Raw genomic sequence first — 14001 nt, forward strand, 5'->3', positions numbered from 1 at the left:
TTGCGCGTAGCGGTTGGGTGGGTTTTTGCCTGCGCTGCGCAGGCAAAAAAGACCAACAAAAAAGCGCGATAGCAACAAAGCCACCGCGCTTTCAAAAACCTGCAGGGTAAGGGGCATGCAAAACCGCCCCAAAAACCCAATCTTAGTGTGCAGAAGCCGTCTGCACCTTCTTGCCCTTACCAGCCCGCTGGATTTCATCCAGCTTGATCTCGACGTGTCGAGAAAAGACATACTCTGCGGGACGCTGCTTATCCAAAGGAATATCCTTGGTAAAAGCACCCGAAGTCTTAGGCCCCCGAAGGCTCACCTTCAAAGCCTTCAACGGATGCGCAACCGTATCCATCACCGCGGTAGCTTCAAACCCACAGTGCACCATGCAGTCGGCGCACTTCTCATAGTTACCGGTACCGTAGTTATCCCAGTCCGTGGTTTCCATCAGTTCCTTGAAGGTCTTCACATAGCCTTCGCCGACCAGATAGCACGGCTTCTGCCAACCGAACACGGTACGTGCCGGATTACCCCACGGCGTGCACTCGTACGTCTGATTGCCGGCCAGGAAATCCAGGAACATTGCCGACTGGCTGAATGACCAGTTCTTGCCGTTGTTGCCGCGCTTGAAAATCTCGCGGAACAGATGCTTGGTCTTGTCGCGGTTCAGGAAGTGCTGCTGATCCGGCGCGCGCTCATACGCATAACCCGGCGAGACGGTGATGCCGTCCACGCCCATCGGGCCCAGCGTGTCGAAGAACGCTGCAACACGTTCCGGCACCGCGTCGTTGAACAGCGTGCAGTTGATGTTCACGCGGAAACCACGGCGCTTCGCTTCCTTGATCGCGGCGACAGCCTTGTCGTACACGCCTTCCTGCGACACCGAGTGATCGTGCGCCTGCTGGTCGCCATCCAGGTGAACCGACCAGACGAAGTACGGATTCGGCTCGTAATCGTCCATCTTCTTTTCCATCAGCAGCGCATTCGTGCAGAGGTACACGAACTTCTTGCGCGCGATGATGCCCTTCACGATCTGCGGCATTTCCTTGTGCAGCAGCGGCTCGCCGCCTGCAATCGACACCACCGGCGCGCCGCATTCGTCGACCGCGCCAAGGCACTCTTCGAGCGACAGACGCTGGTTCAGGATGGGATCCGGATAATCGATCTTGCCGCAGCCATTGCAGGCAAGATTGCAGCGGAACAGCGGCTCCAGCATCAACGCGAGCGGGTACCGTTTGTTGCCTGACAGATGCTGACGCATGATGTATGAGCCAACCCGGACTTTCTGTAGCAGCGGAATAGACAAGACGTCCTCCTTAAACTTCGCGTGCAGCGAGTGGTTGCATCAGTTTCGATGGCAACTTGAATTCGACTTTTTCTTCGCGGCCCGCCATCGTCGTGACCCCGACGGACCCCAATGCGCGCAGCGCATCGATTACGTTCTTCACCATTTCTTCCGGCGCCGAAGCGCCCGCCGTGATGCCGACGGTTTGCACGTTCGCAAACCACTCCGGCTTCACTTCCGAACCGTCGGCGACGAGATAACTCGCGACGCCGCTTTCGCTGCCGATCTCGCGCAGCCGGTTCGAGTTCGAACTGTTGGTTGCGCCCACCACCAGCAGCACATCGACCTGCTTGCTCAGCTCGCGAACCGCCGCCTGACGGTTTTGCGTCGCGTAGCAGATGTCGCGCGTGTCGGGACCGACGATGTCGGTGAAGCGGCGCAACAAGGCATCGATAATGCCGCGAGTGTCGTCGACCGACAAGGTGGTCTGCGTGACGTACGCAAGCGGAGTATCGAGGGGCAGATCCAGACGCGCAACTTCGGCTTCGCTCTGCACCAGCAGCACCGTGCCGGGAATCTGCCCGATCGTGCCTTCGACTTCCGGGTGCCCGGCGTGGCCGATCAGGATCAGCGTGCGCCCCCCGGCCACATATTGGCGGCCCTGCACATGAACCTTGGTGACCAGCGGGCAGGTCGCGTCGAGCACGTCGAGCCCGCGCTGTTCCGCGTCGCGCTCGACCGTTTGCGCAACACCGTGAGCGCTGAAAATCGCCACGGCGCCTTGCGGTACTTCATCGAGCTCTTCGACAAAGCGCGCACCCTTTTGGCGAAGATTGTCGACCACATGGCGGTTGTGGACAATCTCGTGGCGCACGTACACGGGCGCGCCGTGTTGCTGTAACGCGCGATCGACAATCTCGATCGCACGAACAACACCCGCACAAAAGCCGCGGGGTTGAGCAAGGATGACTCGCATAAGTTGGCGAACTCCGACTGACGCGGGTTTCGAAGAAGTCGGTAAAAATGACTTTATCGCCGCGACCTCATATTTAGTTGATGTTTTGAGTCCGGCGTAAGGGCCGGTACAGCAAAACCAAACGCGCATTCTAACGCTATCGCGGCCGATTTGCTTTGGCGCGCCGCCCAGGTGTTGGGCCGGCGCCGCAGCCGCCGGCTCGCCGTCGGGCGGGGCATCCGCGTCTCGCGCAGCAATGATTACACGCTGCACCGGTTTATCGGAACCCTTAAACTACGGGTCCTGTGGCACACGTTTGCCGCCGCAATACAGAATGAAACCGAGGCTCGCTGGATGGACGTCGATCACTACGAAAATTTTCCGGTCGCGAGCGTGTTGCTGCCAAAGGCGCTGCGCGCGCCAGCCGGCATTATCTATCACGTTGCCCGCACTGCCGGCGACATCGTCGACGAAGGCGACTGGAGCCCGGCCGAGCGGCCTGTGCTGAGCAGTTTTGACTGGTGCGTGGCGGCGCGCACCATGGCTATGTGGCTGTCGCGGCGCGTCGGCGCGCAGGCGCGTCCAATCGAGGGTAATGCTTAATGGCGGTGGTTCTGTTTCTTCTTTCGTGTCTGTCGTTGTTGATCTGGTGCGTGTTGCTGTTCGCGCGTGGCGGTTTCTGGCGGGCGCGTCCTGCCGTGCCGCTGACACTCGAGCCGCGCGAAACATGGCCGGCGGTCGCGGCGGTCGTGCCGGCGCGCAATGAAGTCGATGTGATCGCCGAGGCTGTCACCACCTTGCTTCAGCAGGACTATCCCGGCGAATTCCACGTGATCGTCATCGACGACCACAGCACCGACGGCACCGCCGACGCCGCCCGCGCCGCGGCCTTGCAACTGCAATGCGCGGACCGTCTGACGGTGCTGAGCGCGAAGCCGCTGCCGCCGGGCTGGTCCGGCAAGGTATGGGCGCAGTCGCAAGGCATCGAGGCGGTACGCACGCTCGATCTGCCTGCCGATTTCCTGTTATTGACCGACGCCGACATCGGCCATCCCGCCGACGCTGTCTCCCAGCTCGTCGCCCGGGCAGAGGCGGAACAGCGCGACCTCGTCTCGCTGATGGTCCGTCTGCGTTGCGATTCGTTCTGGGAAAAGGCGCTGATTCCGGCCTTCGTGTTTTTCTTCGCCAAGCTGTACCCGTTCGCGTGGGTCAACAACCCGCGCAATCGCACGGCTGCGGCGGCGGGCGGCTGCATGCTGGTCCGCCGCAGCGCGCTCGAAGAAGCCGGCGGCATCGAGTCGATCCGTGCGGAACTGATCGACGATTGCAGCCTCGCCGTGCGTATCAAGCATCGCGGCATCGGGCGTCATCCGATTCGACTGGATGTGGCGGCGCGCAGCGTGTCGCTGCGTCCATACGATAGCTGGCGCGAGATCTGGAACATGATCGCGCGCACCGCATTCACGCAACTGCATTACTCGCCGTTGCTGCTGGTGGGCACCCTGGCGGGCATGGCGATCATCTATCTGATGCCGCCCGTCGCCGCGCTGCTGCTCGGTCCGACCGGCTGGCCCGCGTGGCTGGCCTGGGCGGCGATGTGCTGCGCCTATGCGCCGATGCTGCGCTACTACCGCCGCTCGCCGTTGTGGGCACCGTTTCTGCCGCTGGTCGCGCTGTTCTATGTGGGGGCGACGTTTGCGTCGGCAGTGCGGTACTGGCGCGGCAAGGGCGGTCAATGGAAGGCGCGCGTGCAGGCGCCGGTGCAGGAGCGCTGAAGAGGTGCACTGAAGCGCGCGAATGCGCAATGACGTATGACGCGGATTTGCCGGATGACAAAGGAAAGCGGCGCTCTCGAGCGCCGCTTTTTCATCTCACCCCTTGGTGAGCAGCATATACAGCTGAATCACCATGTCGGGCGAGAAGGTGAACGGCACCCAGCCGTGGCCGGTGTGGCGCATGACCAGCAGACGGTCGCCATTCGACTGTTTCTGCACCGCCATGACCGGGTTCTTCGTCGAGACGAAGCGCCAGCCGGGCGGAATGCCCGGAGGCGGCTCCGGCGTCATCGACGCGCGCGCGTTCGACAATTCCTCGATCAGTTGCCCGATCTGCTCGGCACGCAATGCGACTGTCTGGCCGCCGATCGTCATCGTGATCTCGTTCTGAGCGGGGCGGTTGATTTCGAGCGTCGGCTGGATGTGCGCGGCCGGCTGTTCGGCTGGCACCGACGTTTTTGCTGCCGGTGCTTCAGGTGCAGCGCCGTCCGCTACGGATTCCAGCGTGGTGACGTGATCCACCGGCGCTTGCGGCGCGGCAGTTTCTGCGGATGTCTCGGGGATGTTTTCGGCCTGCGGGGCCACGACAGCCTGGATGAGCTGATCGACGCCCATTTCCAGCGCGCCGAGCTGTTCATGAAGATTCATGCGAGGTTTCTCTGGTAAGACCCACGATTTTACCTGCTGCGCGTAGGCTTTTACCTGTCGCAAACAAAGTGACGTTGTAACAAAATGCGTGCAGGCCGCGCCGGATCGTGTGGCCCGGCCTGATTTTCATGCAAGCGTCAGGGCTTCAGATAGCCCGCCTGCCTGAACCATTCGAGCGCATCGCTCAGGCCTTCGCGATACGGCCGCGTGCGATAGCCGAGCTCGCGCTCTGCCTTCGCCGACGTGAAGTACATCTTGTTCTTCGACATCCTCAAGCCGTCGACGGTGACGAACGGTTCGCGCTTCGTGATCTTCGCGACCGCTTCAGCGCCTACCGCCAACGGGTAGAGCGGCCAGCGCGGCAAACTCAGCGTCGGCGCTTTGCGGCCGGTCAGCGCGGCGATATCCGCGAGCATCGCCTGGAGCGGCAAATTTTCGCCGCCGAGAATATAGCGCTCGCCGATCTTGCCGCGTTCGAGCGCGAGAAAATGGCCGGCGGCCACGTCGTCCACGTGCACGAGATTCAGACCCGTATCGACGAACGCGGGTATCTTGCCGAGCGCCGCTTCGACGATGATGCGTCCGGTCGGTGTCGGTTTAACGTCGCGCGGACCGATCGGCGTGGACGGATTCACGATCACCGCAGGCAGGCCCTCTTCGGCGATCATCCGTTCCACCGCGCGTTCGGCCAGCACCTTGCTGCGCTTATAGACGCCGATCGCCTGATCGGCTTTGAGCGGCGAGGTTTCGTCGGCGGATTGGCCGGAACTGGTGACCTTCAGCGTGGCCACGCTGCTCGTGTAGACGATGCGTTCGACGCCTTCTTTCAACGCCGCGCGCATCGTGGCCTCGGTGCCTTCGAGGTTCGAGCGTTCGATTTCGCTCGGGTCCGGCGCCCACAGGCGATAATCGGCGGCGACGTGCAGCAGATAGCGCACACCGCGCAGCGCGATGCGCATCGACGCTTCGTCGCGCATATCGCCGACGACGATTTCCGCATCCAGCGCCTCGACGTTTTGACGCGGACTGGTGGCGCGCACCAGCACGCGCACCTTGAAACCTTTCTGCTGCGCGATGCGCGCCACCGACGAGCCGACGAAGCCGGATGCGCCGGTCACAAGCACGAGATCGCGATTCTGTTCGGTCATTCTCTTCCCATTTCCTGCGTGACAGTCGACGGATTGTACGTGGCGCGCGCGCTGCGTGTGGCCTCGCGCAAGTTGGCGAGCAAGCCGCCGAGCAATCTCGCCGCGACGCGACTAAAATGCCGGCTTGAAAGATTGCGTTGCATGGGACCAGAGTAAGCGCTAAAGCGCTAACTCCGGTCGACAGCGTTGCATGGGACCGGAGTAAGCGCTAAAGCGCTAACTCCGGTCGACAAGGAGAAGACGGCATGGCCCCGGATCTGGATTCGCGGATCGAAACGTATTACGTGCGGGTGCGCGGCATGGTGCAGGGCGTCGGCTTTCGCCACGCGACCGTGCGGCAGGCGCACGCGCTCGGAATCAAGGGATGGGTGGCGAATCTCGACGACGGTTCAGTCGAAGCCATCTTGCAAGGACCGGCCAACCAGGTCGACCGGATGCTGTCATGGCTGCGTCACGGGCCGCCGGCTGCGCGGGTGACCGAGGTCGCCGGCGAAGAGCGCTTGACGGAAAAGCGTTACGAGCGTTTCGAGCAGCACTGAGGACGCGCGTAATGGAACGGCAAGGCGGCGCGGCATCACACTGATGTCGCGCCGCCTTGCCGTTTTTGCGTAGATGACTGCGCCGGTCGCTGAGTCGATCAATTCAACGCGCGATCAGCAGGCTCTCCGCAAAGCCCCATTCCCCTTCGATCCATTGATGGCTGCAAGCGAAGCCGGCGTCGTCCGCGATCGCGGGCACTTCTTCGGTGCGATATTTGTGGCTGCTCTCGGTCCAGATCGTTTCGCCTTCCTTCAGCGTGACCGTCAGTTGCGCGGCGCCCACGTGGGCTGTGACGTCGCGTTTCGCGCGCAGATGCATTTCGATGCTGCGCGCATCCGGATTGAAACGCGCGACGTGTTCGAACGCGTCGAGCGGAAAGTCGCCGTCAAGTTCGCGATTGACTCGCGCCAGCAGGTTCAGATTGAACGACGCGGTCACGCCGATCGAATCGTCGTAAGCCGCGACCAGCACCGGCGTGGGCTTGATCAGGTCGGTGCCGAGCAGCAACGCGTCGCCGGGTGCGAGCATGTTGCGGATGTCGCGCAGAAAGCGCGTGGCCGCAAGCCGCCCGAAATTGCCGATGGTGCTGCCGAGAAACAGTACAAGTAAGCGTTCGTCCGATGCGCGGTTCTTGCTGACTTCGGCGAGGCCCGCCAGATAATCGCGCTCGTAACCGACAATCGAAATCCGTTCGATGTCGCCGAGCTCGCGCCTGCACAACTGCAATGCGCTGCGCGAAATTTCAATCGGACAGTATGAAGTGGGGCGCTTTTTACACAGCGCTTCCAGAATGCGCCGCGTTTTGCGGCCGCTGCCGCTGCCGAGTTCGGCGACGGTGACGTCATGCGGCAGATGCGCGACGATGTCTGCGGCGTGCTTCGCCAACAAGCGCTCTTCGGCGCGCGTCACGCCGTATTCGGGCAGCACGGTGATCACCTCGAACAGCGCCGAGCCGACTTCGTCATACAGATATTTCGACGGCAGTTCCTTCTGCGGTGCGTGGGTGAGTCCGGCGCGGACGGCGGCGGCAAAGGCGGAGCGTAGGTCGGGTGATACGTCGTACGAGAGGGCTGGCTGGGTCATGCTGGCTCCAGTAGTCACATTCGGTGGTCGTCGGTGCTGACCGGGCGGCGGCATGTGCGATGAAAGCACTTGATGCGCGCTGCGCAGAGAGAAGCGGACCGGATTCGCCGTGACGCGATGGCGTTTATTCCCGGACCGAAGGATCGATGCTGCAAGACTCGCAGCAAGATTCGCGCTTGTGCAACGAGGTTCGGCGTGACGACTTCAGCGTTGCTAGCTGCGCGTGAAGTTATGTTCTAGTGCATCGGCGCGCGATGCGCACGGAAAAAATGCGGCACGCCGCGGAAAACGTACGTGTGCTGTCACCGGATAACCCGTCTAGAATGCCGGCTTGCATCGAATATCGACAAAAAATCGCAGTGCTCGCGCAGTGCTTGATTGACTTGCCGCACGGTAGGAACAACCAAACTTGATGACAACAACCTCGGCCACACCGTTGCATGCTGCGCTGCACACGTTCCCGATTCTGCCGCAGGCTACCCGGTGAACCAGTATGACCCAAAGCGCGGGATCGCGTTGTCAGTGGGCGCTTCCACGCTATTTGCGTTGCTGTCGGGTTACGTGAAACTTCTCGCGCCGCTCAGCGGCCTCGACATCTTCGCCTGGCGCATCGTGTGGACCGTACCGGGCGCGTTATTGCTGATCGTTCTGCGCCAACGCTTGCCGATATTCCGGCAATTGATTGCCCGCATGTTCCGCGAGCCGGTGCTTGGCCTCTCGATGATCGTCGGCGCGGTGCTGCTCGGTTTGCAACTGTGGGTGTTTCTATGGGCGCCGCTGCACGGCCGGATGCTCGAAGTGTCGCTCGGCTATTTCCTGTTGCCGCTGGTGATGGTGCTGGTCGGACGCTTCTACTATCACGAGCGGCTCGACGGCTTGCAGTGGCTGGCCGTCGTCTGCGCCGCATTGGGTGTCGTGCATGAACTTTGGGTGACAGGCGCGTTCTCATGGCCGACCTTGCTCGTCGCACTCGGCTATCCGCCGTATTTCGTGCTGCGCCGCAAAATCAACCAGGATTCGCTGGCGATGTTCACCGTGGAGATGTCGGTGCTGCTGCCGGTGGCGATCATGCTCGTCATCAGCGGCGGCTCGCTGACGAAGATCGCCGGCCGTCTCGACATGTGGTGCCTGCTGTTGCCGGGCCTTGGCGCGCTCAGCACCGTCGCGCTGGCTTCATATCTAAAGGCGAGCCGCCTGTTGCCGGTCGCGCTGTTCGGCATTCTCGGCTATGTCGAGCCCGTGTTGCTGGTGGTGGTCTCGGTGACCTTGCTCGGCGAAACGCTTGGCGCGCAGCAGTTGGCCACTTACATACCGATCTGGATCGCGGTCGCGCTGACCGCGTTGCATAGCGTGCGGCTCGTACGCCTCGCGCCGCGCTGAGCGTGCGGGCTGAATGCGGCACGGGCACGCGCGTGTTCAGCGATGTGCCGCCGCACGATCCGGGTTGATACGCGTTGGGCCGACTTGCGCTTCGATCGCTTCGCGCAGCGCAGGCCGCCAGCCGAAACCGAACAATGCTTCGGCCAGCACGAACAGCGGGCCGATCAGAAGCCCGATCACGTCGTCGACAAAGGCCGGCTTGCGATGCTCGAATGCGACGTGGCCGATGAACTGAAACACCCAGCCGACCACGAACAGACCGATGCCCGAGGCCAGCCAGGTGAGCGTCGAATGCGCGGCCAGCCACTGACCGCACGCGACGCACAACACCGACACGACCGCCATCAACGCGCCGAGCGGCACGTCGAGCACGAAGTAATAGAGCGTTGCCGCTACGAACAATACCCACGCGGGCGATAGCGAAAACGGCAGTGCGCCGAAAATGAACGCGGGCCGGCTCAACAGCACCGCCAGCGCCAGTACGATCATCGGAATGCCGATGAAATGCGTGGCGATATTGCGCCGGTCACGATGGTAGGCCGCGTATTGCGTCAGCTGTTCGGTCAGCGTTCTCATGGATGCCTCTCCTTAATCAAAGTCAACATAATCGCGGGCAGCGGAATTTGAAACCATCGGTTCTAAGCAGTTCGAAACGCAAGGCGTGTTGAAGCTGCGTTACGCTGAAATCGAAATTGCCGATGTGCAGAAACTCAGCGCACTCGCAACTCTGAATAGAGAGTAGACGTCTCTGAGCAAATGCAGTGAAAAAATTAAAGCACCGAGTGAAAAAACGATGCGCGCTGTGCACGGCGAGAAGAAACGATGGATAAAAAAGCGCATAAAAAAAGGCGAGTCATAAGACTCGCCCTCCCTGAACGGCACGGTTCGGCTTTGATTAACTACACATGCCTCGCCGGTGCGTGCCGAAAACCGGACACGTGTTATTGCGTTTTGGTCGTGTCGGTTTTTGCGCCGTCGGCTTTAACCGGCGCATTGCTGGCCTCGTTCGCGCTGCCCGTTTTGGTTTTGTCCGCGCCCGCTTCGACAGCGTCTTTCTTCTTGCTGGTTTTATGGACCGGCTTCTTCGCGGTGTGAGCGGTGGAAGCTTTTTTCACATGCGCTTTCGTCGTGGCTTTCGTCGTGGCCGTGCCGGTCTCGGCGGCGCCGGTTTGCACAGCCGTGCTTGCCTTCAGATTTGCCTGGCCAGCGGGTTGCGTTTGCGCGGGTTGCTGCGGCTGCGTGGTCGACGGTGCGGCGGTTTGTGCGAAAGCGGTCGACACGAGCAGAGCGGAAGCGAGAGCGGCGAAAAGCGTCTTCATGGTTTAACTCCTTGGTTTAACCGGCTGAATCTTGTGTGGCGGCTGAGATTTTTCAGCGCTGCCGGTTTAACGTTGACCGGAAGACAGGAGTTGACGGTGCTCTGGTGACAAAACGTAACGGTTGAAACAAGTCGGGATGCATCGGCGACTGCCAGGACAGTGCGCAATCGAAATAAAGAGGGTGCTTGCGGTGCTCTGGAGATCGATATGATAAGGATTGCTTATCCGGAAGGTGACTAGAGTCGATCGGCAAAGGCTAAGCCGGCGGCGCACGGCGAAGGCGGCGAAAAAATCCCGCGCCTTCGCACTACGGCGGTTCGCTAAAGCGTTATTGAAACGGGTTCTGCACCACCCCCGGTTTCGCATCCGGCTCGTCCTTTACCTTGGCGGGCAGATTGGTCTGGGCTTGCAATGCAGCGACGATCGCATCCACCGCTTCCTTGAGCGCGAGCGCCGCCTTGAGTCCGCGCTGGTCCTGCGTGAGCTCCAGTGTTCCGTTCAGCACGACGCGGGTGGTACCGTTGCTCACGGTGAGCGCATCGCCCTGAATGTTGAGCACGTCGTCATCGTTCGAATAGGGTTTAAACACCTTTCAGTCCTCCCGGTCGCTGATCTTTGAGGGTCTCCGGAATGCCCGGAAAACGCATACCGCTCGCCGTTTCGAGTTCGTGAATCGTCTTGATGTCGTAACGGTTGGTCGAGACATTGTCCACCACCACCGCAAACGCCATCCGCTTCGACGGCACGTAGACGACCTTGAATAATTGCGTCGGCACAAACACGCGCGTCGGCCCGATGGTCTGCAATTGCTGGCCGTTGAAAATCGGCCCGGTGACTACGTAAGTCTCGTCGTACGACCTTGCAATTTTGCGCACCGAGGTTTCGATGCGCGCCCACAGGCGCTGATTGTTCTCGCGGTTTTGCGGGACAACGTTGGCGAGCGAAAACGATTGTGCCATCGCTTCCGGGTTCCAGCGATTGCCGGCCGGGCTCATATGACCACGATCGAAACCGCTGCGTTTATAGTCCGCCAGCGTCGCACCTTCGCCGTCGGGCAGGCGCGCATCTTCGAAGAACTTGTTGGTGCGCACCATGTCTTTGGCGGCTTCGATATGATCGCGCGTCAGATGCTCGGCGGACCATAGTGGACCATGCGTGATACCGGAATGCAGAACGGCGAAATCGGAGTAGCAAAGCATGCGCGTTTTCGGCGCCATCTTCTGATTGCTCAGCACCGGCCATTGCGCATTCGGTGTGAACTGGGTGCAGGAGGGCGCCGCGCTCGCGTGAGCGGCGACGGCAAACAACAGACAGGCGAACCACTTCTTCATGAGTCAATCGGTCGAGGGATGGGGGCGCAAGTATAGCGTTGCAAGCCCGCTTCGAGCGACGTGGAACGCACGAAAACACAGCGGAAATTGTGAGGGGATTTGCGCGGAGCACCCAGGACAACCGGAACCGCTTTGGACAAAAAAATGGGCCGCCTTGCAGCGACCCTAATGCGTGGATTTCCAACTCTACGCACGCAAACTTAAGAACGGCTTAAACGTCGGCAAAAGTGCGAGAGCGGTTGAACTGGCTGCAAATCGGGCGTACAAGCCCGCCTGCGCTCAGGCGGCGCCGTCCGATTCGTACGGTCGTTCGCGCGACAAGAAAGAGCGCGGGAAGTTAATTCCCGAACACGCTGTGTTCGGCGTGGGTCGTTTGCCGGTCGACGGCTTGCAGGCGCCAGAAGCCGCTTGTTTGCATGCGCGTCGGCACGGCTGTCCATGCGGCGGCGCCTTGCGCTGCGCTTACTTGCTGTTTGCGGTCCACGTGTAATCCACGCAGTGTGCACAGCGGCGCGTCCGCGCTCGGCGCGCAGAGCGTGGTGACGCCGTCTTTGTCGTGTAATTCACCCCACGGGGGCAGATCGATCCCTTGATGCGCTTCTCTCGACCACCTGTGCTCTTCAGTGTCGAGCCATAGCACAGCGTAATCGTGGCTAACGGTGGGATCGGAACCGTTGATAAGGATGGTCAGGCGCATGGCAGTTCCGTACAAATTGCGAAGTATGGCTCTATCAGTCTATGCCGCGACGCGCGTTATGCAAGCCAAAGCTACGACGATCCGGCACGAAAAAACTCGACGCGATGCATGTGGCTGTACGATAGCGGCGTCCATGTGATGGTCGCGGCGGTGTGCTCAGGCAAGATCAAGCGCATTAGTCAAATCGCCAAGCGGCGCCAGGCCATTCTCCGCAAAAGCGCGATCTCTCGCCACAACCCCATCAAGCGGCGCCAGCCCATACACGCGGCTGATAAATCGCAGGATCGAGTTAGTATCGTACACCGTATGATCGACATACCCTCTCTTCGCCAGCGGCGAAATTACAATTGCCGGAATCCGCGATCCCGGCCCCCAGCGATCGCCCTTGGGCGGCGCGACAGGATCCCACCAGCCGCCGTTCTCGTCGACGGTGACGATCACCACAGTGTTAGCCCACTGCGCACTGCGCTGAATATGCTCGACGACGTGCGCGATATGCCGGTCGCCTGATTCGACGTCGGCATAACCCGCATGCATGTTGAGATCGCCCTGCGGTTTGTAGAACGTGACGGACGGCAGGCGCCCCGCATCGATATCGGCGAGCAGGCGATTGGTCGACGCTTCGCTGCCCAGGCCCGCATCGCGCAGATATTTGCGGCGCGCCGCAGTGCCCGGCGCGTAATTGGCGAAGTAGTTGAACGGCTGGTGGTGATACTGGAAGTCGGGGACGGCACCGGTGTCCTGATGTTCGAGTGCGTATTGCCACGCGCCGCTGTACCACGCCCAATCGACACCCTTGTCCGTCATACGGTCGCCGATCGTCGCGAGCTTTTGTGGCGGCAGCACGCGCGGATTCGATGGATCGGCGAGCGCCGGATCGCCGCCTGGCGCCGCGCGCACGTTGCTCGGCTGATAGGGCGGCGCCATCGTGTTGACGGCGTAGCCGTCGGCGGTGAACAAGCCGTCGTTGACGTATTTCGGCGGACCGTCGAGCGCGGACGCGGGCGAATTCGCCGCTAGCTTGAGGCGCGTGCCGGTCAGGTCGTCGCCTTCCACCACCGACACCAGCTTCTTCGCCGGACTGTTAAGCACGTCCGGGTAGAACGGCGCCTGCGCCGAGATCAGAAAGATGTGGTTCAGCCACGAGCCGCCGAAGGCCGCCATGAAGAAGTTGTCGCATAGCGTGTACTGCCGCGCGAGATTCCATAGACGCAGCGTGTCGGCGGAATTGCGGTAGTGGCCCATCACCAGGCCGCCGGAATCGCTCCATGCGGCGAACTGATCGTTGCGCCCGGCGTTGATCTGCATCTGGTTCTGATAGAAACGATGCACCAAGTCGCGCGTAATGACGCCGTTCGGCAGCGGCGTGCCCTGCGCGTCGGTGATGTGGAACGGCCGGTTGTGCAAGCTGCCGATATCGCGTTCACCAATCATGTAGCGCTTGCCGTCTACTTCCTGCGCCTGCGGCACGAGGCCGCCCCAGATCTTCGGCAACTGCGGCAGCGGTATCTTGCCGTCGCGGTCGAACTGCAGGTAACGCTCGGCTGTCACTGCATCGAGTGGGTACTGGACGCCGGGAAAATCGCCGTACAGGTTGGCGAAGCTGCGGTTCTCGGCGTAGATCACCACGATATGGCGGACCTGGTCGCGCAGCGCGGCGTCGAGTCGCAAGTCGGCGGCACTGCGCGGCGCGGCGCCGTTCGCCGCGCTCTGCTCAGCCGTGTGGCAGCCGGCGAGCGCGAGTCCCATGCCAACCGCTGCGAGGCCCGTCAGGACGCGGCGGCGCTCGGGATCGTCAGGAGCGTCGTCGGGATTGGGCGGCAGGGTGGCGTCGTTATCGGTCATCGGTGTT

General features: G+C 61.5%; 14 protein-coding genes and 1 pseudogene. 4 read left to right on the forward strand and 11 right to left on the reverse strand.

What is annotated here, in order from left to right:
• Nucleotides 1-142: 142 nt before the first annotated feature.
• Together hpnH and ispH are read right to left on the reverse strand one after the other, a co-directional pair.
• Nucleotides 143-1294: an adenosyl-hopene transferase HpnH gene (hpnH, locus tag SB772_RS22490; protein ID WP_410835411.1), complete on the reverse strand. Its 1152-nt coding sequence runs from the start codon at nt 1292-1294 to the stop codon at nt 143-145.
• A gap of 10 nt (nt 1295-1304) precedes the next feature.
• The gene (ispH, locus tag SB772_RS22495) at nt 1305-2249 is read right to left on the reverse strand and encodes a 4-hydroxy-3-methylbut-2-enyl diphosphate reductase (protein ID WP_410835412.1); all 945 of its coding nucleotides are present in this window, start codon (nt 2247-2249) and stop codon (nt 1305-1307) included.
• Nucleotides 2250-2582: 333 nt separating this feature from the next.
• Here ispH and SB772_RS22500 point away from each other — a divergent pair.
• Together SB772_RS22500 and SB772_RS22505 are read left to right on the forward strand one after the other, a co-directional pair.
• Nucleotides 2583-2735, forward strand: a pseudogene (locus tag SB772_RS22500) (squalene/phytoene synthase family protein); the annotation flags it as partial.
• 95 nt (nt 2736-2830) lie between these two features.
• Nucleotides 2831-4003: a glycosyltransferase gene (locus SB772_RS22505; RefSeq protein WP_410835413.1), complete on the forward strand. Its 1173-nt coding sequence runs from the start codon at nt 2831-2833 to the stop codon at nt 4001-4003.
• Between the two features lie 96 nt (nt 4004-4099).
• Here the strand turns inward: SB772_RS22505 and SB772_RS22510 are convergent, their stop codons facing one another.
• Both SB772_RS22510 and hpnA read right to left on the reverse strand, forming a co-directional pair.
• Nucleotides 4100-4651: a hypothetical protein gene (locus tag SB772_RS22510; RefSeq protein ID WP_410835414.1), complete on the reverse strand. Its 552-nt coding sequence runs from the start codon at nt 4649-4651 to the stop codon at nt 4100-4102.
• A 137-nt stretch (nt 4652-4788) separates the two neighbouring features.
• Nucleotides 4789-5799 carry a hopanoid-associated sugar epimerase gene (hpnA, locus tag SB772_RS22515; RefSeq protein WP_410835415.1) on the reverse strand — a complete coding sequence of 337 codons (1011 nt, stop codon included), beginning with the start codon at nt 5797-5799 and terminating at the stop codon, nt 4789-4791.
• A gap of 245 nt (nt 5800-6044) precedes the next feature.
• Between hpnA and SB772_RS22520 the strand changes: the two genes are divergently transcribed.
• Nucleotides 6045-6338 (forward strand): acylphosphatase, encoded by a 294-nt coding sequence (locus SB772_RS22520; protein WP_410835416.1) that lies wholly within the window; start codon nt 6045-6047, stop codon nt 6336-6338.
• A gap of 103 nt (nt 6339-6441) precedes the next feature.
• Here SB772_RS22520 and egtD read toward each other — a convergent pair whose 3' ends face one another.
• Nucleotides 6442-7422, reverse strand: a complete 981-nt coding sequence (gene egtD / locus SB772_RS22525; RefSeq protein WP_410835417.1) for an L-histidine N(alpha)-methyltransferase — start codon at nt 7420-7422, stop codon at nt 6442-6444.
• A gap of 483 nt (nt 7423-7905) precedes the next feature.
• Between egtD and rarD the strand changes: the two genes are divergently transcribed.
• Entirely contained in the window at nt 7906-8802 is an 897-nt protein-coding gene (gene rarD / locus SB772_RS22530; protein ID WP_410835418.1) for an EamA family transporter RarD, read from the forward strand.
• Between the two features lie 36 nt (nt 8803-8838).
• Here the strand turns inward: rarD and SB772_RS22535 are convergent, their stop codons facing one another.
• The 6 genes from SB772_RS22535 to SB772_RS22560 form a co-directional block, all read right to left on the reverse strand.
• A complete protein-coding gene (locus SB772_RS22535) occupies nt 8839-9378 on the reverse strand; it encodes a DUF962 domain-containing protein (RefSeq protein ID WP_410835419.1) in 540 nt (179 codons plus the stop codon).
• 365 nt (nt 9379-9743) lie between these two features.
• Nucleotides 9744-10121 carry a hypothetical protein gene (locus SB772_RS22540; protein WP_410835420.1) on the reverse strand — a complete coding sequence of 126 codons (378 nt, stop codon included), beginning with the start codon at nt 10119-10121 and terminating at the stop codon, nt 9744-9746.
• Between the two features lie 328 nt (nt 10122-10449).
• Entirely contained in the window at nt 10450-10710 is a 261-nt protein-coding gene (locus SB772_RS22545; protein WP_341317324.1) for a hypothetical protein, read from the reverse strand.
• Nucleotides 10703-11452, reverse strand: coding sequence for a DNA/RNA non-specific endonuclease (locus SB772_RS22550; RefSeq protein WP_410835421.1), 750 nt, complete (start codon nt 11450-11452; stop codon nt 10703-10705). Before SB772_RS22550 ends, SB772_RS22545 begins: the two co-directional genes overlap by 8 nt.
• A gap of 337 nt (nt 11453-11789) precedes the next feature.
• Nucleotides 11790-12149: a DUF3564 domain-containing protein gene (locus SB772_RS22555; RefSeq protein WP_410835422.1), complete on the reverse strand. Its 360-nt coding sequence runs from the start codon at nt 12147-12149 to the stop codon at nt 11790-11792.
• 156 nt (nt 12150-12305) lie between these two features.
• Nucleotides 12306-13994 carry an acid phosphatase gene (locus SB772_RS22560; protein ID WP_410835423.1) on the reverse strand — a complete coding sequence of 563 codons (1689 nt, stop codon included), beginning with the start codon at nt 13992-13994 and terminating at the stop codon, nt 12306-12308.
• Nucleotides 13995-14001 lie beyond the last annotated feature (7 nt).

The sequence above is a fragment of the Paraburkholderia sp. SIMBA_030 genome (genome assembly GCF_046535245.1).
GTDB lineage: Bacteria > Pseudomonadota > Gammaproteobacteria > Burkholderiales > Burkholderiaceae > Paraburkholderia.